This is a genomic window from Streptomyces sp. NBC_00045 (assembly GCF_045041095.1).
Classification (GTDB): domain Bacteria; phylum Actinomycetota; class Actinomycetes; order Streptomycetales; family Streptomycetaceae; genus Streptomyces.
On the sequence record NZ_CP108271.1, the window covers coordinates 4,954,766 to 4,974,965 of the forward strand.

21 protein-coding genes and 1 pseudogene are annotated in these 20,200 nt (G+C 71.4%); 10 read left to right on the plus strand and 12 right to left on the minus strand.

The genetic code is table 11. The features are described 5' to 3' along the window. Positions 1-3 precede the first annotated feature (3 nt). Both OHA65_RS23355 and OHA65_RS23360 read left to right on the plus strand, forming a co-directional pair. On the plus strand, positions 4-1,440 hold the full coding sequence (locus OHA65_RS23355) for an aldehyde dehydrogenase family protein (protein WP_327285065.1): 1,437 nt from the start codon (positions 4-6) through the stop codon (positions 1,438-1,440). Further along, a complete protein-coding gene (locus tag OHA65_RS23360) occupies positions 1,433-2,329 on the plus strand; it encodes an aldehyde dehydrogenase family protein (RefSeq protein WP_327285066.1) in 897 nt (298 codons plus the stop codon). Before OHA65_RS23355 ends, OHA65_RS23360 begins: the two co-directional genes overlap by 8 nt. 63 nt (positions 2,330-2,392) lie before the next feature. Here OHA65_RS23360 and OHA65_RS23365 read toward each other — a convergent pair whose 3' ends face one another. Continuing rightward, entirely contained in the window at positions 2,393-2,737 is a 345-nt protein-coding gene (locus OHA65_RS23365) for a hypothetical protein (RefSeq protein ID WP_327285067.1), read from the minus strand. 120 nt (positions 2,738-2,857) lie between these two features. Between OHA65_RS23365 and OHA65_RS23370 the strand changes: the two genes are divergently transcribed. Further along, positions 2,858-3,490 (plus strand): ATP-binding protein, encoded by a 633-nt coding sequence (locus OHA65_RS23370; protein ID WP_327285068.1) that lies wholly within the window; start codon positions 2,858-2,860, stop codon positions 3,488-3,490. 130 nt (positions 3,491-3,620) lie between these two features. On the opposite strand, the gene OHA65_RS23375 is transcribed toward OHA65_RS23370, so the two are convergent. After that, the gene (locus OHA65_RS23375) at positions 3,621-4,325 is read right to left on the minus strand and encodes a SigE family RNA polymerase sigma factor (protein ID WP_327285069.1); all 705 of its coding nucleotides are present in this window, start codon (positions 4,323-4,325) and stop codon (positions 3,621-3,623) included. A 178-nt stretch (positions 4,326-4,503) separates the two neighbouring features. Here OHA65_RS23375 and afsQ1 point away from each other — a divergent pair, with 178 nt between their 5' ends. The 3 genes from afsQ1 to OHA65_RS23390 are packed head-to-tail and all read left to right on the plus strand — an operon-like array spanning position 4,504 to position 7,269. Continuing rightward, the gene (afsQ1, locus tag OHA65_RS23380; RefSeq protein WP_327285070.1) at positions 4,504-5,181 is read left to right on the plus strand and encodes a two-component system response regulator AfsQ1; all 678 of its coding nucleotides are present in this window, start codon (positions 4,504-4,506) and stop codon (positions 5,179-5,181) included. Between the two features lie 53 nt (positions 5,182-5,234). Further along, positions 5,235-6,668, plus strand: a complete 1,434-nt coding sequence (locus OHA65_RS23385; RefSeq protein ID WP_327285756.1) for a HAMP domain-containing sensor histidine kinase — start codon at positions 5,235-5,237, stop codon at positions 6,666-6,668. Next, positions 6,652-7,269, plus strand: coding sequence for a hypothetical protein (locus OHA65_RS23390; RefSeq protein WP_327285071.1), 618 nt, complete (start codon positions 6,652-6,654; stop codon positions 7,267-7,269). Before OHA65_RS23385 ends, OHA65_RS23390 begins: the two co-directional genes overlap by 17 nt. A 400-nt stretch (positions 7,270-7,669) precedes the next feature. Here the strand turns inward: OHA65_RS23390 and OHA65_RS23395 are convergent, their stop codons facing one another. The 3 genes from OHA65_RS23395 to OHA65_RS23405 form a co-directional block, all read right to left on the minus strand. Continuing rightward, a complete protein-coding gene (locus OHA65_RS23395) occupies positions 7,670-7,927 on the minus strand; it encodes a hypothetical protein (RefSeq protein WP_327285072.1) in 258 nt (85 codons plus the stop codon). Next, positions 7,920-8,084, minus strand: coding sequence for a hypothetical protein (locus OHA65_RS23400; protein WP_327285073.1), 165 nt, complete (start codon positions 8,082-8,084; stop codon positions 7,920-7,922). The genes OHA65_RS23395 and OHA65_RS23400 overlap by 8 nt, the downstream gene beginning before the upstream one ends. A 90-nt stretch (positions 8,085-8,174) precedes the next feature. Continuing rightward, on the minus strand, positions 8,175-9,389 hold the full coding sequence (locus OHA65_RS23405; RefSeq protein ID WP_405756472.1) for a helix-turn-helix domain-containing protein: 1,215 nt from the start codon (positions 9,387-9,389) through the stop codon (positions 8,175-8,177). Between the two features lie 90 nt (positions 9,390-9,479). Between OHA65_RS23405 and OHA65_RS23410 the strand changes: the two are divergent. Further along, positions 9,480-9,990 (plus strand): annotated as a pseudogene (locus tag OHA65_RS23410) (GNAT family N-acetyltransferase). 488 nt (positions 9,991-10,478) lie between these two features. Here OHA65_RS23410 and OHA65_RS23415 read toward each other — a convergent pair. The 3 genes from OHA65_RS23415 to OHA65_RS23425 form a co-directional block, all read right to left on the minus strand. Then, the gene (locus OHA65_RS23415; protein WP_327285075.1) at positions 10,479-12,140 is read right to left on the minus strand and encodes a phospho-sugar mutase; all 1,662 of its coding nucleotides are present in this window, start codon (positions 12,138-12,140) and stop codon (positions 10,479-10,481) included. A gap of 35 nt (positions 12,141-12,175) precedes the next feature. Continuing rightward, positions 12,176-12,982 carry a purine-nucleoside phosphorylase gene (locus OHA65_RS23420; RefSeq protein WP_327285076.1) on the minus strand — a complete coding sequence of 269 codons (807 nt, stop codon included), beginning with the start codon at positions 12,980-12,982 and terminating at the stop codon, positions 12,176-12,178. 118 nt (positions 12,983-13,100) lie between these two features. Continuing rightward, positions 13,101-13,538, minus strand: a complete 438-nt coding sequence (locus OHA65_RS23425) for a gamma-glutamylcyclotransferase (RefSeq protein ID WP_053786320.1) — start codon at positions 13,536-13,538, stop codon at positions 13,101-13,103. Positions 13,539-13,726: 188 nt separating this feature from the next. Here OHA65_RS23425 and OHA65_RS23430 point away from each other — a divergent pair, with 188 nt between their 5' ends. Continuing rightward, positions 13,727-15,166: an NAD(P)H-quinone dehydrogenase gene (locus OHA65_RS23430; RefSeq protein WP_327285077.1), complete on the plus strand. Its 1,440-nt coding sequence runs from the start codon at positions 13,727-13,729 to the stop codon at positions 15,164-15,166. A 211-nt stretch (positions 15,167-15,377) separates the two neighbouring features. After that, entirely contained in the window at positions 15,378-16,292 is a 915-nt protein-coding gene (locus tag OHA65_RS23435) for a DeoR/GlpR family DNA-binding transcription regulator (protein ID WP_327285757.1), read from the plus strand. A 151-nt stretch (positions 16,293-16,443) separates the two neighbouring features. On the opposite strand, the gene OHA65_RS23440 is transcribed toward OHA65_RS23435, so the two are convergent. Beyond that, positions 16,444-18,207, minus strand: coding sequence for a biotin carboxylase N-terminal domain-containing protein (locus OHA65_RS23440; protein ID WP_328763443.1), 1,764 nt, complete (start codon positions 18,205-18,207; stop codon positions 16,444-16,446). 384 nt (positions 18,208-18,591) lie between these two features. On the opposite strand from OHA65_RS23440, the gene OHA65_RS23445 reads away from it, so the two are divergent. Continuing rightward, positions 18,592-19,110, plus strand: coding sequence for a hypothetical protein (locus tag OHA65_RS23445; protein ID WP_328763445.1), 519 nt, complete (start codon positions 18,592-18,594; stop codon positions 19,108-19,110). Here OHA65_RS23445 and OHA65_RS23450 read toward each other — a convergent pair. The 3 genes from OHA65_RS23450 to OHA65_RS23460 form a co-directional block, all read right to left on the minus strand. Next, the gene (locus tag OHA65_RS23450; RefSeq protein ID WP_405762372.1) at positions 19,091-19,705 is read right to left on the minus strand and encodes a nucleoside triphosphate pyrophosphatase; all 615 of its coding nucleotides are present in this window, start codon (positions 19,703-19,705) and stop codon (positions 19,091-19,093) included. The two genes, OHA65_RS23445 and OHA65_RS23450, sit on opposite strands and share 20 nt — an antisense overlap. 32 nt (positions 19,706-19,737) lie before the next feature. Beyond that, a complete protein-coding gene (gene mmpB / locus OHA65_RS23455) occupies positions 19,738-19,869 on the minus strand; it encodes a morphogenic membrane protein MmpB (protein WP_327285081.1) in 132 nt (43 codons plus the stop codon). Positions 19,870-19,978: 109 nt separating this feature from the next. Beyond that, entirely contained in the window at positions 19,979-20,185 is a 207-nt protein-coding gene (locus OHA65_RS23460) for an acyl-CoA carboxylase epsilon subunit (RefSeq protein WP_266999597.1), read from the minus strand. Between the last annotated feature and the right edge of the window lie 15 nt (positions 20,186-20,200).

Genomic DNA, 20,200 nt, shown 5'->3' on the forward strand with positions numbered 1-20,200 from the left:
ACCATGGCATCCCTTTTCGAGTACGCACCGGCCCCCGAGTCGCGTTCCGTCGTCGACATCGCCCCCTCGTACGGGCTCTTCATCGACGGCGAGTTCACCGACGCCGCCGACGGCAAGGTCTTCAAGACCGTCTCGCCGTCCTCCGAGGAGGTCCTCTCCGAGGTCGCCCAGGCAGGCGCCGCCGACGTCGACCGCGCCGTCAAGGCCGCCCGCAAGGCCTTCGCGACGTGGTCCGCACTGCCGGGCTCCGAGCGCGCCAAGTACCTCTTCCGCATCGCCCGGATCATCCAGGAGCGCAGCCGCGAGCTCGCCGTCCTGGAGACCCTGGACAACGGCAAGCCGATCAAGGAGACCCGCGACGCGGACCTCCCGCTCGTCGCCGCGCACTTCTTCTACTACGCGGGCTGGGCCGACAAGCTCGACCACGCGGGCTACGGCCCGAACCCGCGCCCGCTCGGCGTCGCCGGCCAGGTCATCCCGTGGAACTTCCCGCTGCTGATGCTCGCGTGGAAGATCGCCCCGGCGCTCGCGGCCGGCAACACGGTCGTCCTCAAGCCCGCCGAGACCACCCCGCTCTCCGCGCTGTTCTTCGCGGACATCTGCCGCCAGGCGGGCCTGCCCAAGGGTGTCGTCAACATCCTCACGGGTTACGGCGACGCGGGCGCGGCCCTCGTCGAGCACCCGGACGTCAACAAGGTCGCCTTCACCGGCTCGACCGCGGTCGGCAAGGCCATCGCCCGCCAGATCGCCGGCACCGACAAGAAGGTCACCCTGGAGCTGGGCGGCAAGGGCGCCAACATCGTCTTCGACGACGCCCCGATCGACCAGGCCGTCGAAGGCATCGTCACCGGCATCTTCTTCAACCAGGGCCAGGTCTGCTGCGCGGGCTCGCGCCTGCTGGTCCAGGAGTCGATCCACGACGAGCTGCTGGACTCCCTCAAGCGCCGCCTGAGCACCCTGCGCCTGGGCGACCCGCTCGACAAGAACACCGACATCGGCGCGATCAACTCCGCCGAGCAGCTGGCCCGGATCACCGCGCTCGCCGAGACCGGCGAGGCCGAGGGCGCCGAGCGCTGGTCCCCGGCCTGCGAGCTGCCGTCCTCCGGCTACTGGTTCGCCCCGACGCTCTTCACGAACGTCACCCAGGCGCACACCGTCGCCCGCGACGAGATCTTCGGCCCGGTGCTGTCCGTGCTGACCTTCCGTACGCCCGACGAGGCCGTCGCCAAGGCCAACAACAGCCAGTACGGCCTGTCCGCCGGCATCTGGACGGAGAAGGGCTCGCGCATCCTCGCGGTCGCGAACAAGCTCCGCGCCGGTGTGGTGTGGGCCAACACGTTCAACAAGTTCGACCCGACCTCGCCCTTCGGCGGCTACAAGGAGTCGGGCTTCGGTCGCGAGGGCGGCCGCCACGGTCTGGAGGCCTACCTCGATGTCTGAGACCTCTCTGCGTCTGAACGTCTTCAAGACCTACAAGCTGTACGTCGGGGGCAAGTTCCCCCGTTCCGAGAGCGGCCGGGTGTACGAGGTGACCGACTCCAAGGGCAGGTGGCTGGCCAACGCCCCACTGTCGTCCCGCAAGGACGCGCGTGACGCGGTCGTCGCGGCCCGCAAGGCCTTCGGCGGCTGGTCCGGCGCGACCGCGTACAACCGCGGCCAGATCCTCTACCGCATCGCCGAGATGCTGGAGGGCCGCCGCGAGCAGTTCGTCCGCGAGGTCGGCGAGGCCGAGGGCCTGTCCAAGTCGAAGGCCGGCGCGGTCGTCGACGCGGCCATCGACCGCTGGGTCTGGTACGCGGGCTGGACCGACAAGATCGCCCAGATCGTGGGCGGGGCCAACCCGGTCGCGGGCCCGTTCTTCAACCTCTCCACCCCCGAGCCGACCGGCGTCGTCACCGTCGTCGCCCCCCAGGACTCGTCGTTCCTGGGCCTGGTCTCGGTGATCGCCCCGGTGATCGCGACCGGCAACACCGCGGTCGTGATCACGTCGGAGAAGGCGCCGCTCCCGGCCCTTTCCCTGGGCGAGGTGCTGGCCACCTCCGACCTGCCCGGCGGCGTCGTCAACATCCTGTCCGGCAAGGCCGCCGAGATGGGCCCGCACCTGGCCTCCCACCAGGACGTCAACGCGATCGACCTGGCGGGTGCCGACGCGGCGCTGGCCAAGGAGCTGGAGATCGCGGCGGCCGACAACCTCAAGCGCGTCCTGCGTCCACAGCCTGTGGACGACTGGAGCGCCGACCCGGGCACGTCGCGCATGACGGCGTTCCTGGAGACGAAGACGGTCTGGCACCCGACGGGTTCGCTGGGCTCGGGCGGATCCTCGTACTAGAAGATCCCCCGCGTCGACCCGGCCCCGGCAGCACCCACCGTGCTGCCGGGGCCTTCGCGTCCCCTACTTCGCCGACAGCGGGCCGAGCAGCGAGGACGCGGCCGCTTCGGGCAGCTCGCCGATGGACGGCCCCTGCGTCAGGACCCCCGTGACCATGGTGGTTCCGACCGCGGGGAAGTCCGCGACCTTGGTGGCCACGCCGTTGTCGAGCGGGTCCACGCCGGTGTGGGCGAGCGGATTCACCTTGAGGTTCGCGATCGGGTCGGTGACTCCGGCGAGGGCCGCCGGAACCGAGAGCTCACCGGCCTGTGCGCCACCGGCGGCCATGGCCAGGGCCGCGCCGGCCATGGAGAGTGTGAGGCCTGCGGAGCGCAGCGTGGAGCTGCCGGGGGCTGCGTGACGTGCCATGGGGATCCCGCCTGAGGTCGTAGTCGCGTGCGCACGCAGCGTAGTTGAGGTGTGATCCTGGATACCAACCGGCCACCGGAGGCATCCCCTACGCGGGGGAATGGTTCACACTGATGTCCTGTGAGCTCCTCCTCTCCTTTGCCTACGCGTGTCGTCCTGCTGACCGGACCTTCGGGCTCCGGCAAGTCCAGGCTGGCTGCCCGTTCCGGGCTGCCCGTGCTGCGCCTGGACGACTTCTACAAGGAGGGCGACGACCCGACCCTCCCCCTGGTCGAGGGCAGCTCCGACATCGACTGGGACTCCCCGCTGTCGTGGGACGCGGACGCGGCGGTCGCCGCCATCGCGGAACTCTGCACGGCGGGCCGTACCGAGGTGCCGGTCTACTCCATCGCCACCTCCTCCCGTACGGGTGCGGAGACGATGGACATCGCGCGCACCCCGCTGTTCATCGCGGAGGGCATCTTCGCGGCCGACATCGTGGCCCGGTGCCAGGAGGCGGGGCTGCTCGCCGACGCCATCTGCCTGCGCGGGCGGCCGTCGACGACGTTCCGGCGCAGGCTCGTCCGGGACCTGCGCGAGGGCCGCAAGTCCCTGCCGTTCCTGCTGCGCAGGGGCTGGCGCCTGATGCGGGCGGAGCGCGGCATCGTGGCCCGGCACACCGCCCTCGGCGCGCACGCCTGCGCCCGTGACGAGGCCCTCGGCCGCCTGGCCGCCTGCGCGGCGGGCCGCCACCGCACGACGGCCCCCGCCTGACCCGGACATGAGGGAAGGCGGGACCCCGCGGACCCCCGGCCGCTTGATCCCGCCTTCCCGTCCCCCCCATCGGCCTCCCGTCCCACCCCCGCAGGACGGCCCCCTGGCCCATGGTCTGTGGTGTGCCGCGTTAGGCGACGAGCTCCTCGAAGGACTCCGCCTCGTCGCGGCCGAAGCTCAGCACCTCGTCGTCCCGCAGCCGCCGCAGCGACCGCCAGATGCTCGACTTCACGGTGCCGACGCTGATCCCCAGGATCTCCGCGATCTCCGGGTCCGTACGGCCCTCGTAGTAACGCAGCACCAGCATCGTGCGCTGCGGCTCCGGGATGCGGGCCAGTGCCTGCCACAGCACCGCCCGCAGCTCCGTACCCCGCATCGCGTCCGTGTCGGAGGCCGTCTCCGGCAGCTCCTCCGTCGGGTACTCGTTGAGCTTGCGCCGACGCCACGCGCTGATGTGCAGGTTCGTCATCGTGCGCCGCAGGTAGCCGCCGACCGCAGCCTTGTCGCTGATCCGGTCCCAGGCGCGGTACGTGGAGAACAGGGCGCTCTGGAGCAGGTCCTCGGCCTCGTAACGGTCACCGGTGAGGTGGAAGGCCGTCGCGTACAGGGCGGCACGCCGCTCCTGGACGTACGCCGTGAACTCGGCCTCCGAGGTGGCGGAGAGCTCGGGCGTGGGCTGCGCCGGGACGGAAGGCCGGTACGTGTTCGCGTCGATGGCCACCGTGTGCGCCGGCCGCGGACGGGCGACCGTCACCGAACGGACACCTGCCCGGCGGTTCACATCGTGCAGCCGCGTGACAACCGCGCTGGTGCTGGTGCTGTGCAGCGTGTTCATCTCGCGCCCCCCGTCGTGGAGTCTGCTTCGGATCGTGCTCTGTTTCGTTGACAAAAGACTGCCCGGCCGACTTAACCGGGGTGTCCGCCGTCTGTCACAGACCTGTCACAGCGGCCCCCGTGCGATCCCTTCGACCCGACGGTCGAACTCCCAACGGTCGATGGGACAGAATGAGCCCGTGCCTTTCCTGTTGCTGATCGAGGACGACGACGCCATCCGCACGGCCCTCGAACTCTCCCTGTCTCGCCAGGGCCACCGTGTGGCCACTGCGGCGACGGGCGAGGACGGCCTGAAACTGCTGCGCGAGCAGCGGCCGGACCTGATCGTGCTCGACGTCATGCTGCCCGGGATCGACGGCTTCGAGGTGTGCCGGCGCATCCGCCGCACCGACCAGCTGCCGATCATCCTGCTGACCGCCCGCAGCGACGACATCGACGTCGTCGTGGGCCTGGAGTCGGGCGCCGACGACTACGTCGTCAAGCCCGTCCAGGGCCGCGTGCTCGACGCCCGGATCCGGGCCGTGCTGCGCCGCGGGGAACGGGAGTCCACCGATTCCGCGGTCTTCGGGTCCCTGGTCATCGACCGGGCCGCGATGACGGTCACGAAGAACGGCGAGGACCTCCAGCTGACGCCGACCGAGCTGAGGCTGCTGCTGGAACTCAGTCGCCGGCCCGGGCAGGCCCTGTCCCGGCAACAGCTGCTGCGGCTGGTCTGGGAGCACGACTACCTCGGCGACTCCCGGCTCGTGGACGCCTGCGTTCAACGGCTGCGCGCCAAGGTCGAGGAAGTACCGTCCTCGCCCACCCTCATCCGGACCGTGCGCGGGGTCGGCTACCGGCTGGACTCGCCGCAGTGATCAAAGCCCTGTTCGCGGGCCGGCGCTGGACCAGCCTGCGGCTGCGGCTCCTCATGGTGTTCTCCCTGGTCGCGCTGGTCGCCGCCGTCTCCGCCTCCGGGATCGCGTACTGGCTCAACCGCGAGGCCGTGCTCACCCGTACCCAGGACGCTGCCCTCGGCGACTTCCGCCAGGAGATGCAGAACCGGGCCGCGGCACTGCCCGCCGACCCCACGCCCGAGGAGATGCAGCGCACCGCCGAGCTGATGGCGGGCAGCAGCCCCGGCTACAGCGTGCTGCTGGTCGACGAGCGCAAGGACGGCCGCAAGGTGTTCGGCGCGGCCGGCCCCGACGCCTTCGGGCTGGACGACGTACCGGGCTCGCTGCAGCGTGCGGTGAACGACCGGCAGAAGGCCACGGCCGCGAACGACGCCGAGTACCACGTGTACTGGCAGCGGACGAAGCCGCGCGGCAACCCGTACCTGGTCGGCGGGACGCGGATCGTGGGCGGCGGGCCGACCGGCTACATGTACAAGTCCCTGGCGCAGGAGCGGGACGACCTGAACGCGCTCGGCTGGTCGCTGACCATCGCGACGGGCCTCGCGCTGCTCGGGTCCGCGCTGCTGGCACAGGCGGCGGCGCGGACGGTGCTCAAGCCCGTACAGCGGCTCGGGGACGCGGCGCGGCGCCTCGGCGAGGGCGAGCTGGACCACCGGCTCGACGTGTCGGGGACCGACGAACTCGCCGACCTGTCACACACGTTCAACAAGACGGCCGAGGCGCTGGAGAAGAAGGTCGCCGACATGAGCGCCCGCGAGGAGGCCAGCCGGCGTTTCGTCGCGGACATGTCGCACGAACTGCGCACTCCGCTGACGGCGTTGACGGCGGTCGCCGAGGTGCTGGAGGAAGAGGTCGAGGACCTCGACCCGATGATCGCCCCGGCGGTCGGACTGGTCGTCAGCGAGACGCGCCGGCTGAACATCCTGGTGGAGAACCTGATGGAGGTCACCCGCTTCGACGCGGGGACGGCGCGGCTCGTGCTCGACGACGTGGACGTCGCCGACCAGGTGACGGCGTGCATCGACGCGCGGGCGTGGCTCGACGCGGTCGAACTGGACGCCGAGCGGGGCATCGTGGCGCGGCTCGACCCGCGCCGGCTCGACGTCATCCTCGCCAACCTGATCGGCAACGCGCTCAAGCACGGCGGCTCGCCGGTACGGGTGTCGGTGGTCGTCGAGGGCGACTGGCTGTCGATCGCGGTCCAGGACAACGGGCCGGGCATCCCGGAGGAAGTGCTGCCGCACGTCTTCGACCGCTTCTACAAGGCGAGCGCCTCGCGGCCGAAGTCGGACGGCAGCGGGCTGGGCCTGTCGATCGCAGTGGAGAACGCGCACATCCACGGCGGTGACATCACCGCGGCCAACGGGCCGGAAGGCGGTGCACTGTTCACGCTGCGGCTGCCGGTGGACGTGGGGAAGGTGATCGCCGGTGATGGCGCGGACGCGTAGGACGCTGGTGCTGTTGGCCGTGGCGGGCCTGGTGTCCGGCTGCGGGATCAGGGCGACGACGGTCCCGGTGGACGTCGGAGCGGCACCGTCACGGGTGTCGTGCGACACCCCGGTGCCGCAGACCGGGGTCCAGGGATTCCGGGCCACGGTGGAACTGGTGTGCGGATCGCAGCTGGTCGGTGTGGAGCGGGTGGTGCCGGTACCGGAGAAGAAGCCGGTACGCGACCCCGTGGTGCTGGTCGCCGAGGCGCTGCTGGAGGCGCTGGAGCGGGACCCGTCGGCGGAGGAGCGCGACGCGGGCTTCACGACCGGAGTCCCGGAAGGGCTGACGGTCGCCCCGGCGCGGACCGGCGACCCGGCGGGGACGATACGCATCAGCCGCAAGCCGGAGGATCTGCCGCCGGTCGCGCTGTCGCAGGTGGTGTGCACGCTGGCGGGCAGCGAGGCGGTGTCGGCGGGCCCGGGACCGGTGGTCCTGGGCGGGCCGGACGCGGATCCGCCGCGGGCGTGGGAGTGCACGGAGACGGTCCGCAGCCGCCCGGAATCGGTCCCCACCCTCGGCGAACTGGTCCGCCCCTCGGCTTCGCCGTCCCCTTCTTGACGCGCCGCTCGCACGGCTCGGCCCCGGCGGGCCTCCCCGGCGGGTCGGCATCAGAGGAGGGCCGCGCCGGCCCGTCAAGGGCGCTCCTTCGTCGCGTCGCCACGCGATCGCCTCCGGCGCCCCTTGACGGCCCGACCCGCCCCGGAAAGACAAAGACTGCCGGGAAGCCCCAGAAGGACGGTCACGGGGACGAGTAGCAGAAGCGCCCGCATCACCGAAGCGCCGACCCCTCTGCGACCAGCCACGCCGCGGGCAAAGCCCATTTCCCCCCAACCCAGGGCGGGGCGGCCTACCCGCACGAAACGGCGAAACCAGATCAGCCCAGGGACCCTCCGGGCGCACCAGGTCGCTACGCGCTCCGCACGGCTTGGCGCCCGCCGCCCGTCCGGGGCTGACCTGGTCAATTCGGTGGCCGTCGCCGGTTCAGGCAGGCTTCCAAGGTGTCGATGTACTCGGTGGACACGATGTTGCCCACTGCGGTGGTGAATTCGAGACCGGACCGGTCGCGGACGTAGGCCAGCCGCATCCACTGCTCGGCTCCGGTGTCGGACACGTTCTCGTTGACCACGGCCATCAGCTCGCCTTCGGTACCGGACGCGATGTCGCGGACACGGCGGTGGAGGAGCCGGTGGTGGACGTACTCGTACCGCTCACTCATCGGCTGCCGCCTCAAAGGTGTCGAGGAAACGCTCCCATCCGCCCCGCGCACGGTCGAGGAGGCCCTGGCTGGGGTTGTCGAGGGCCATCGCCCTCGACGGCGAGTCGTCGGGATCGAGCGGACGGGTTGATGCCGTCTCTTGTTGCGTTGTTGCCATGCCGCATCCCTCGCGTTGTCTGCCGGACGGTTTGATGCTCTCGTCGGCCAGTGAGGGACTACAGGGACGCAACGTCCCACTTTTGCGGTCTTAGTCGGTGATGCCCAGGAACTCCGCCAGCTGCCGCACGCCTGGCGGGTGGTGCGGTCCCGCCCACAGATCCGACACGATGGCCACAGCCAAGGTGTGGTGACGCAGCCACGCCGGGGCCACCTTCCGCAGTCTTTCGAGCGCCTTGACGGCCCCGGCGGCGTCTCCGATGTCCGTGTGGGCGCGGGCCAGATCCAAGAGCAGCCACGTACGCCACGAGGGAGGGGTGTCTTTGCCGAGCCTTATCCCGCTGGCCAGCGCCAGGGCTTCCGCCGGCCGCTCGTGCTGAACGGCGAGGCGCACTCGTTCAATGCGTACGGACGACCGGCTGAAGACTGAGACCAGCTTGCCGTCGGTCGGCGGAGGCAGTGCGGCCAGACGGCCCGCCGCCTTCTCCGCGGTGACCATCATGTCGTTGGCGGTCTCGTAGTCGTCGCTCCGCGCGTACGAGGTCGCCGCGGACATCAGCAGCCCGCCCCATACGCGGACACCCTCTGACGTACCGCTGTGTTCCCGCTCCACAGCGTCTGCGGCATGGACGGCCAGGTTCCGCGCGTCGTCCAGGCGGGCCTGGCGTTGGTAGGCCCACGCCACGGAGTTCGACAGCATCGGGGCCAGCAACGGGTCCGATGAGTCCCCGGCGGCAGCGTAGGCGCGCTCCAGAGCCGAGAGCGCGAGGTCGGTCTTTCCCAGACGGATGGCCAGGTGCCCACCCAGTTGCAGAGCCTTGCCGAGGGCGGCTTGACCGGCTGCCCGCTGGTCAGCGTTACCGACGGCTGCCAGGAGGCGGGCGTCGGCGATCATGCCGGGGAGTAAGCCCATGAGACGGTCGAAGTCCGCCGAGTGGTAGAGGGTCCATCCGGCCGCCAGTTCGGCACGCATAAGGGGGAGCGACAGGCGCTCGACACCTGTGGGTTCTACAGGGGGTGCGAACAATGGAGGCATGATCGCGCGCCGGACGGCCACGAGTGCGGGGGAATCGGCCTCACCGTTCGACGGCACCCCAGGCGGATCGCCCAGCAGGCTCGTCAGTTCGACGCCCAGTCCCTTCGACAAGGCGTGGAGTGTGGGCAGCCGCGCGCTGTGCTTGCGCTTCTGTTCCAATTTGCGTACGACGTCCACGGACACGCCGGACCGCTCCGCCAACCCTTCTTGCGTGAGATCGGCGAAACGACGAAGACGACCCAACCGGTCACCCAAGTGCTCAGAGGCCATACCGCAAAGCTACGCCGTAGGTGATGCTGGCCGTCGGCGGTTGTCGCGGATAGGGCCTCCTCGACCGCGCGTTCCCCTTGAAAGGCCTGGATGAGCCAGTCAGCACCAGTGATCATCGAACGGCTTGACGGCTCGGCTGCGGCGAAGGCTGAGGACGCCTTCCGACGAGGCGGAGGTGTCTGCCACTTTCCGTCGCTTCCGGGCACAGACCCGCAAGAGCACTTTCCTCGGAGCCCTGGCGACGGCTGAAGGCGGCCAGCCCGTCGGCTTGGCGTACGGCTACCCACTCGGCCCGCAGACGGGTTGGTGGGACCAACTCACTGAGCCGGTGCCGGAGGACATGCGCCGCGAGGACGGCCGCCGAACCTTCGGCCTGATGGAACTCGCCGTGCGCGCCGCGTGGCGTAGTCAGGGCGTCGCCCGCCGGCTGCACGAAACCCTCCTCGTCACCACCGACGCCGAACGTGTCCTGCTCAACGTCCACCCGGACAGCGAAGCGGCCGTGGCCGCGTATCGAGCATGGGGCTACCGCAAGGTGGGTGATGCCCGCCCGTGGGCCGGGGCACCGCTGCACGACGTGATGCTGCTCGACCTCGGCTGAACACCCCCAGGCGGCCGCCGGACGCCATGTCATGAGGAGCGCACGGCGATCCGGTGCACCTGGAGGCTTTCCGGGCCGATCCGGTCGTCGTCAGGTTCCGGTCCGGGCGGAGAACGGGGAGCGGTGGACGGGCGGGGCGGGGAGGGGCTCCGCGCAGCGGGAACGGCAGCGAGAACGGCAGCGGCCCCCCGAGACGGATCTCGGGGGGCCGAAGTGGCCCCGGCCCCCGCCGGACGGGACGGGGGTCGGGGAGTCTGGCGATGCACCCGACGGGCGGACTCTCCCCCGGTGCAGCGACGTGGAGCCCGGGGCCCGGGGTCCCGGCCCCCGCATCCGACGGACGGAGTGCGGCGCAGCGGCGTGGAGCCGGTGAGTGCCCCGGGGGCCCGGGCCGCCGCACGTGACGGACGGTGTCTCCCGCGGCCACCGCTGGGAGGTGCCCCCAGCGGTAGCGGCGTGGAGCCGGTGAGTGCCCCGGCGCGTCGGAGTCAGATGCCGGCGGCCGCGGAGAGGTCCTTCTTGATCGCGTCCAGGATCTCCTGGCCACGGGCGCGGGCCGGGACGAGGTCCGGGGCGTCCGCCACCGGCACCACGACCTCCAGGTAACACTTCAGCTTCGGCTCCGTGCCCGACGGCCGCACGATCACCCGGGCCTTGTAGTCGCCCTCCAGGTGGTAGCGCAGGCCGTCCGTGGGCGGGAGCGTCGCCGTACCCCGGTTCAGGTCCTCCGCCGAGGAGACCCGCAGGCCCGCCAGCGACACCGGCGGCTCCGCCCGCAGCGCGGCCATCGCCGAGGCGATGACCGACAGGTCGGAGACGCGGACCGACAGCTGGTCGGTGGCGTGCAGGCCGTGCTCCATCGCCAGGTCGTCCAGCAGGTCGGTCAGCGTGCGGCCCTGCTCCTTGAGCTCCGAGGCCAGCTCCGCCACCAGCAGGGCGGCGGTGACGCCGTCCTTGTCACGGACGCCCTCGGGGTCCACGCAGTAGCCGAGGGCCTCCTCGTAGCCGTAGCGCAGGCCCTCGACGCGGGCGATCCACTTGAAGCCGGTGAGGGTCTCCTCGTAGCCGACGCCCGCCGCCTCCGCGATCCTCCCCAGCAGCGAGGACGAGACGATCGACTCGGCGAAGACGCCGGTCGCGCCCTTGTGGACCAGGTGGGCCGCCAGCAGCGCGCCGACCTCGTCGCCGCGCAACATCCGCCAGCCGTCGGGAGCCGCGTCGTCCGGGACGGCGACCGCGCAGCGGTCCGCGTCCGGGTCGTTCGCGATGACGATGTCCGGTCCGACCTCGGCGGCCTTCGCGAAGGAGAGGTCCATCGCGCCCGGCTCCTCCGGGTTCGGGAACGCCACCGTCGGGAAGGCCGGGTCCGGCTCCGCCTGCTCGGCGACGAGGACCGGCGCCGGGAAGCCGTGCCGGGCGAAGGCGGCCATCACGACGTCCTTGCCGACGCCGTGCATGGCCGTGTAGACCGTCCGCACGCCCCGGGGGGAGCCGGGGGTCAGCACGGCGTCCGTACGGGCCAGGTAGGCCTCCAGGACCTCGTCGCCGAGGTCCTCCCAGCCGGACTCCGGGCGGGGGACCGAGGCGAGGGTCTCCACGCGCGCGATCTCCGCCGCGATCTCCGTGTCCGCGGGGGACACGATCTGCGAGCCGTCGCCGAGGTAGACCTTGTAGCCATTGTCCCGGGGCGGGTTGTGGCTCGCGGTCACCTCGACGCCGGCGACGGCACCCAGGTGCCGTATGGCGTACGCGAGGACGGGAGTCGGCAGCGGGCGGGGCAGGACGGCCGCGCGCAGGCCCGCGCCGGTCATCACGGCGGCGGTGTCACGGGCGAAGTCCGAGGACTTGTACCGGGCGTCGTAGCCGATGACGACCAGGCCGCCGGCGTGGCCCTGGGCCTTCAGGTAGGCCGCGAGGCCCGCCGCCGCCCGGATGACCACCGAGCGGTTCATCCGCATCGGGCCCGCGCCGATCTCGCCGCGCAGCCCGGCCGTGCCGAACTGGAGCGTGCCGGAGAACCGGTCCGCCAGTTCGGCGGTGTTCCCGGTCTCGACGAGCTCGGCGAGCTCGGCCGCCGTCTGCGGGTCCGGGTCCTCGGCCAGCCAGGCCCGGGCCCGGGTGATCAGGTCGTCCTGTCCCTGTTCCTGCACTACTTCCGCCTTGTCTCTCGTACGGTGCCGGTGCCTCAGATGCGGTCGAGGACCTGCGTCAGCAGCTTGCCCATGCGCGCGGCCGAGTCACGGCCGGCCTGGAGGACCTCTTCGTGGTTCAGCGGCTCGCCGGACAGGCCCGCCGCCAGGTTGGTGACCAGGGAGATGCCCAGCACCTCGGCGCCGGCCTCGCGGGCGGCGATCGCCTCCAGCACGGTGGACATGCCGACCAGGTCGGCGCCCATGACGCGGATCATGTTGATCTCGGCCGGGGTCTCGTAGTGCGGGCCGGGGAACTGGACGTAGACGCCCTCTTCGAGGGTCTCGTCGATCTCCTTGCACATCGCGCGCAGGCGCGGCGAGTACAGGTCGGTCAGGTCCACGAAGTTCGCGCCGACGATCGGCGAGGCGGCCGTCAGGTTGAGGTGGTCGCTGATCAGGACGGGCTGGCCGGGCTTCATGCCCTCGCGCAGACCGCCGCAGCCGTTGGTCAGGACGACGGTCTTGCAGCCGGCGGCGACGGCGGTGCGCACGCCGTGGGCGACGGCGGCGACGCCGCGGCCCTCGTAGTAGTGGGTCCGGCCGAGGAAGAGCAGCGCACGCTTGTCGCCGATCTTGTACGAGCGGATCTTGCCGCCGTGGCCCTCGACCGCGGGCGGCGGGAAGCCGGGCAGCTCGGTGACGGAGAACTCGGCCTCGGGTGCGCCCAGCGCCTCTGCGGCGGGGGCCCAGCCGGAGCCCATGACGAGGGCGACATCGTGGGTTTCGGCGCCTGTCAGCTCACGCAGGCGGGCGGCTGCGGCGGTGGCGTCGGCGTAGGGATCGGTAACAGATGCGTTCACGCAGACGAGCGTAGCCGGTCATTGCCTACGCGCGTAGATGGCGCAGCTCACGGTGTTCGGATCGTTGCCTTGTCGTTTCCGCCGAATCGTTCCCGACGCCGGGAACGCCGGACGCGCCCTAGCAGGGGCGCTTGCGCAGTTCCATCACGTAGTCGTGCGGGGCGCCCGCCGATTCGGCCGCGTCGGCGATCTCACCGAGGTAGCGCGCCGAGGGCAGCCCGCCCTCGTATCCGTTCAGCACGTAGCACCAGGCCGCCTCCTCGCCGTCCAGCGTGTGGACGCGGATCCGCATCCGGCGGTAGATGTCGAGCCCGACGCCCTCCCACCGGTCCATGGAGTCCTCGTCCAGCGGTGCGATGTCGTACAGGGCGACGAACACCTGGTGGCGGGGGGCCTCGACGATGGTGGCGAGGGCGCCCTCCCAGCCCATCTGCTCACCGCCGAAGGTCAGCCGCCAGTCGTTGATCCAGCCCGTGCCGCGCAGCGGCGAATGCGGAGCGCGGCGCGTCATCAGCCGCGGGTCGAGGTTGCCGGCGTACGCGGCGTAGAGCGACATGAGGTCGAGAGTACGGGAGGGCCGGGGCGGGGCGCGTGCCCGGCCGTCCCCACGGATGGCCGGACCGGGGGAGAAGCACCTTGAAGCGTGCGGGACAATGGAGCACGGAATGCATCCCCCGGGGAGAACCCCCCCGGAAGCCCCGGCCGGGGCGGCAGCCGGCCGGGTAGACGTGAGGCGGAGTTTTCGTGACCCGGATCGTGATCATCGGCGGCGGACCCGGCGGGTATGAGGCGGCCCTCGTGGGGGCCCAGCTCGGCGCGGAGGTGACCGTCGTCGACTGCGACGGTCTGGGCGGCGCGTCGGTGCTGACCGACTGCGTGCCCTCCAAGACCCTCATCGCGACCGCCGAGGTCATGACGACCTTCGACTCGTCGTACGAGGAGCTGGGCATCGTCGTCGCGGACGACACCCCGCCGCTGGAGCAGGCCGCGCGCGTCGTCGGCGTGGACCTCGGCAAGGTGAACCGGCGCGTCAAGCGCCTCGCGCTCGCCCAGTCGCACGACATCACCGCTTCCGTCACCCGGGCCGGCGCCCGCGTCGTGCGCGGCCGCGGCAAGCTCGGCGGCCCGCAGGGCATCGACGGCACGCGCGACGTCATCGTCACCGCCGCCGACGGCACCGAGACGATCCTGACGGCCGACGCCGTGCTGATCGCGACCGGCGGCCACCCCCGCGAGATCCCCGACGCGATGCCCGACGGCGAGCGCATCCTGAACTGGACGCAGGTCTACGACCTGGACGAGCTCCCCGAGGAGCTCATCGTGGTCGGCTCGGGCGTCACCGGTGCCGAGTTCGCCGGCGCGTACCAGGCACTCGGCTCCCGGGTGACGCTGGTCTCCTCCCGCGACCGCGTGCTGCCCGGCGAGGACCCGGACGCGGCCGCCGTCCTGGAGGACGTGTTCCGCCGCCGCGGCATGAACGTCATCGGCCGCTCCCGCGCCGAGTCCGCCAAGCGCGTCGGCGACCGCGTCGAGGTCACCCTCTCCGACGGCCGCGTCATCACCGGCTCGCACTGCCTGATGGCCGTCGGCGCGATCCCGAACACCAAGGACATGAACCTGGAGGAGTCCGGGGTCCGGCTCAAGGACTCCGGGCACATCTGGACCGACAAGGTCTCCCGCACGACCGCGCCCGGCGTGTACGCGGCCGGCGACGTGACGGGCATCTTCGCGCTGGCCTCCGTCGCCGCCATGCAGGGCCGCATCGCGATGTACCACTTCCTCGGCGACGCGGTGGCCCCGCTGAACCTCAAGACGGTCTCGTCGAACGTGTTCACCGACCCGGAGATCGCCACCGTCGGTTACACGCAGGCCGATGTGGACGCCGGCAAGATCGACGCCCGTGTCGTGAAGTTGCCGCTGCTGCGCAACCCGCGCGCCAAGATGCAGGGCATCCGGGACGGCTTCGTGAAGCTGTTCTGCCGTCCCGGCACCGGGATCGTCGTGGGTGGCGTCGTCGTGTCGCCGCGCGCCAGCGAACTGATTCACCCGATCTCGATCGCCGTGGACAACAACCTGACCGTCGAGCAGATCGCAAACGCGTTCACGGTGTACCCCTCGCTGTCGGGTTCGATCGCCGAGGTGGCGCGCCAGCTGCACACGCGGAAGGCCGCCGGCGAGGCGTAGCCAAGGCAACCGCCCCACGTCACAAGGGGACTTGGGGCGGCCCGCCGGGGGGTGGAGTGACGTTCACTCAGCCGACCCGCCGCGTATACCACTAGTCGCCCTGTCTTATGGACAACTTCGGTATTCCGGCGCAAGGAGCTGAAACAAGACGGTCGTTGGGGTTACTGTCAGTTTCGTGTTCGCTGCAGAACGTCGCCAATTGATTCTCGAAATGGTGCGGGCCAACGGAGCGGTATCGCTCCGGGAGCTCGCCCGCGTCGTCCAGACCTCCGAAGTAACCGTACGGCGGGACGTGCGGGCGCTGGAGGCAGAAGGACTCCTCGACCGCCGACACGGCGGTGCGGTTTTGCCGGGCGGTTTCACGCGGGAGTCCGGATTTCCGCAAAAGTCCCATCTCGCGACGGCGGAGAAGACCGCCATTGCCGACGTTGCGGCCGGCCTCGTGGAAGAGGGCGAGGCCGTCGTCGTCGGCGCGGGCACCACGACCCAGGAGCTGGCCCGCCGGCTCGCCCGGGTGCCCGGACTGACCGTCGTCACCAACTCGCTGCTGGTCGCGCAGGCCCTGGCCCACGCGAACCGGGTGGAGGTGGTCATGACCGGCGGGACCCTGCGGGGCTCCAACTACGCGCTGGTCGGCAGCGGTGCCGAGCAGTCCCTCCAGGGGCTGCGGGTCTCGCGGGCCTTCCTCTCCGGGACCGGTCTGACCGCCGAGCGCGGACTGTCCACGTCCAACATGCTCAGCGCGAGCGTGGACCGGGCGCTGGTGCAGGCCGCCGCGGAGGTGGTGGTGCTGGCCGACCACACGAAGCTCGGGACCGACACCATGTTCCAGACCGTGCCGACGGACGTGATGACGCGGCTGGTCACGGACGAGCCGCCGCCGCACGACGACCGGGCGGCGACGGAGCTCCAGGCGCTCGCCGACCAGGGAGTGCAGATCACCGTGGCCGGGGCCGTGGCCTCCGGCGGTGGCGAGGCAATGGTCGGGCGCCGCCCGCGCCGGGAATCCCCGCTGCCGGTGCAGCGCCGAGGCGGCCCGACGACCGCGCTACGGAGCGCGCCCCCTGCGCTGCTGGACCAGCAGGCGAGCGAGCGGGGCCGGGTGGCCGACATGCGGCGCCGCTAGGCCACAGCCATGCCGGCGTTTGAGGCGCGCGGGTGCAGGGGTCGGCGCTCCCGCAAGCGGCGGCGCGCACGCGCACGGCGTGGCGGCTCCCACAGCCGTGAGGCCCGGGACCCCTCAGGGGGTGCCGGGCCTCACGGGTGGGACAAGGACGTCAGTCCTTGATCTCGCAGATGGTGGCCCCGGAGGTGAGGCTCGCGCCCACCTCGGCGGTGAGGCCGACGATCGTGCCGGAGCGGTGCGCGTTCAGCGGCTGCTCCATCTTCATGGCCTCCAGGACGACGATCAGGTCGCCCTCGTTGACCTGCTGGCCCTCCTCGACCGCGACCTTGACGATCGTGCCCTGCATCGGGGACGCGAGGGTGTCGCCGGAAGCCGCCGGACCGGACTTCTTCGCCGCACGGCGCTTGGGCTTGGCGCCGCCCGCGGCGGCCGTGCGGGCCAGGGTCATGCCCAGCGAGGACGGCAGCGAGACCTCAAGGCGCTTGCCGCCGACCTCGACGACCACCGTCTCGCGACCCGGCTCGTCCTCGGCGTCCTCGGCCGCGGGAGCCGCGAACGCCGGGATCTCGTTGACGAACTCGGTCTCGATCCAGCGGGTGAAGACCGTGAACGGGCTGCCGTCCGCCGGGGCGAAGGCGGGGTCCGTGACGACCGCGCGGTGGAACGGGATGGCCGTGGCCATGCCCTCCACCTCGAACTCGGCCAGCGCACGCGCGGCACGCTGCAGCGCCTGCTCGCGGGTGGCACCCGTGACGATCAGCTTGGCGAGCAGCGAGTCCCAGGCCGGGCCGATGACCGAGCCGGACTCGACGCCCGTGTCGAGGCGGACGCCCGGACCCGACGGTGCGGCGAACTTGGTGACGGTGCCCGGAGCCGGCAGGAAGCCGCGGCCCGGGTCCTCGCCGTTGATGCGGAACTCGAACGAGTGGCCGCGCAGCACCGGGTCGCCGTAGCCGAGATCCTCGCCGTCGGCGATGCGGAACATCTCGCGCACCAGGTCGATGCCGGAGACCTCTTCGGTGACCGGGTGCTCGACCTGCAGACGGGTGTTGACCTCCAGGAAGGAGATCAGGCCGTCGGCGGAGACCAGGAACTCGACCGTGCCGGCGCCGACGTAGCCGGCTTCCTTCAGGATCGCCTTCGAGGCGGCGTACAGCTCGGCGTTCTGCGCCTCGGACAGGAACGGCGCGGGGGCCTCCTCCACCAGCTTCTGGTGGCGGCGCTGCAGCGAGCAGTCACGGGTCGAGACGACGACCACGTTGCCGTGGGAGTCGGCCAGGCACTGGGTCTCGACGTGCCGCGGCTTGTCGAGGTAGCGCTCGACGAAGCACTCGCCGCGGCCGAACGCGGCGACGGCCTCGCGGACGGCCGATTCGTAGAGCTCCGGCACCTCTTCGAGGGTGCGGGCGACCTTCAGGCCACGACCGCCACCGCCGAAGGCGGCCTTGATCGCGATGGGCAGGCCGTGCTCCTTGGCGAACTCGATGACCTCGTCGGCGCCGGACACCGGGTCCGGGGTGCCGGCGACGAGCGGCGCGCCGGCGCGCTGGGCGATGTGCCGGGCGGCGACCTTGTCGCCGAGGTCGCGGATGGCCTGCGGGGGCGGGCCGATCCAGGTCAGGCCCGCGTCGAGCACGGCCTGCGCGAAGTCGGCGTTCTCGGAGAGGAAGCCGTATCCGGGATGGATGGCGTCCGCGCCGGAATCGGCTGCGGCCTGGAGGACCTTGGAGATGTCCAGGTAGCTGGCGGCCGGGGTGTCACCGCCCAACGCGAAAGCTTCGTCGGCCGCGCGGACATGCAGAGCATCCCGGTCCGGATCGGCGTAGACGGCTACGCTTGCGATTCCGGCATCCCGGCAGGCCCGAGCAACGCGGACAGCGATTTCGCCACGGTTGGCGATGAGCACCTTGCGCACGATGGCTCCCTCCTTGAAACAAGCTGAGTTTAGGGACAGCCCACACGGCGTTTCGACCCTTCCCTAGAGGTGACCTTGCCCACACGGAGTGTGATTCGAGTCTGCCTCAAGCGAGGAAAGCCCTTGTGGCGCCCCAGGTCAGGGGGATCCCCAACTGCACAGTAACCCCGTCACGTAACCAAGGTCTCTGTTCGCCGGGTCAGCGGGCCCCCGTGATTCTTTGTCGAGTCCCTACGAACGGCCCACACATTCTTTGCGTGATCGCCGGCGGGGCCCTTCGCGCAACGAAGCTGCCCGGACCCCTTGTCCGTACGTTTACCCGTTAGTAGCCTCCAGGGCGTCGAACGGGCTTGTGGTCGGGGACTCGTGGGGAGGGGTGGGTTCGTGGTGGGCGTCGTGCTGCGCAGACTCGTGGCCGGGCTGGCCGCGCTCGTGCTCGTCGTCGAGGCGGCGGTCCTCGTTCTCGTCCACTTCGTCCTGGGTAGGACCACCCACAACCAGTCGATGTCCATCGCGGGCATGGACCCGGATGTCATGTCCACGGCAACGTACGTGATGGGGGCGGGCATCGGCGCGTTCCTGCTCCTGTGCGCCGTGCTCCTCGTCGTGGCGGCCGTACGGGACCGGGCCCCGGGCACCTTCGCCCGCGTCGTGCTCGTCACCGCCGCCGTCACCCACGGGCTGCTCGGCGCCATCGCCGTCGGCCTGGTCGGCTGGGGCGCCTTCGCGGTGACGATGGTGATCCTGTGCCTGCTCGTGCTGACCCTGACGCTCTACGCGGCCCAGGACGAGGGCATGGCGGGTGCGAGGGGTCCCGGGGGCCCCAGAGGTCCGGGGGGCGCCCCGGACGCCCAGGACGCCCCGCCTACGCCGTTCGAGGACCTCAAGCCCACAAATCCGTGATGGACACGCCCAATTCGGCCAGCAGGGACCGCAGCAGCGGCAGCGACAGCCCGATGACGTTGCTGGGGTCGCCGTCGATGCCCTCGATGAACGGAGCCGACAGCCCGTCCAGGGTGAAGGCCCCGGCCACGTGCAGCGGCTCGCCGCTCGCCACGTACGCGGCCACCTCGGCGTCCGTGGGCTCGCCGAACCGGACCGTCGTGGACGCCGTGGCCGAAACCTGACGTCCGTTCGCCGTGTCGATCACGCAGTGCCCGGTGCGCAGTACGCCGGCCCGCCCGCGCATCGACTTCCAGCGCGAGGTGGCCTCCTCGGCGTCCGCCGGCTTGCCGAGCGCCTCGCCGTCCAGCTCCAGCACCGAGTCACAGCCGATCACCAGGGCGCCCGCGGCCTCGTCCAGGGCCGCCACCACGCCCGCCTTGGCCTCGGCCAGCGCCAGCGCCAGCTCGGCCGGGGTGTCCGCGCTGAGAGCGTCCTCGTCGAAGTTGCTGACGATCACGTGCGGGGCCAGGCCGGCCTGCCGCAGCAGGTTGAGCCGGGCGGGTGAGGCGGAGGCGAGGACGAGGGCGTGGGCAGCAGCAGTCATGCCCGCCATCGTAGGGGCGGCCGTCCCGCCCCGAACGCGCCCTAGAAGCCCACGCCCAGCACGTACACGACCACCAGCATCGCGAGGACGACCACCACGGTCATCCTCCGGACCATCGCCTGCGCGTCCCGCATGTCCTCGGGCGGCTCGTTCTTCGGGTCTGACCAGAGCATGCACCGATCCTGGCCCCGCAGGCCGGTGCGGCGCCTGAGTACGGGTACTCAGGCGCCACGGTCCGTTCACGCCATCTTCACGACCGGACGGCGGGCCGCCCGGGCCGCTCTAGCCCGGCCAGTACGTACGGGCCCACGCCCGCGGCCCCGGCTGCGGCAGCGTCCGCCGGGCCACCCGGGCCGGCGCCGACCACTCGTCTGCCACCCGCGGCGCGCCCGACGGTGCCGAGGCCAGCACCGCCGCGCGCGCTTGGACCACCGCCAGTGCGGCGGCCAGCTCCTCGGGCGTCGGATTCCCCTTGACGACCTTGATCACCACAGGACTGACCTC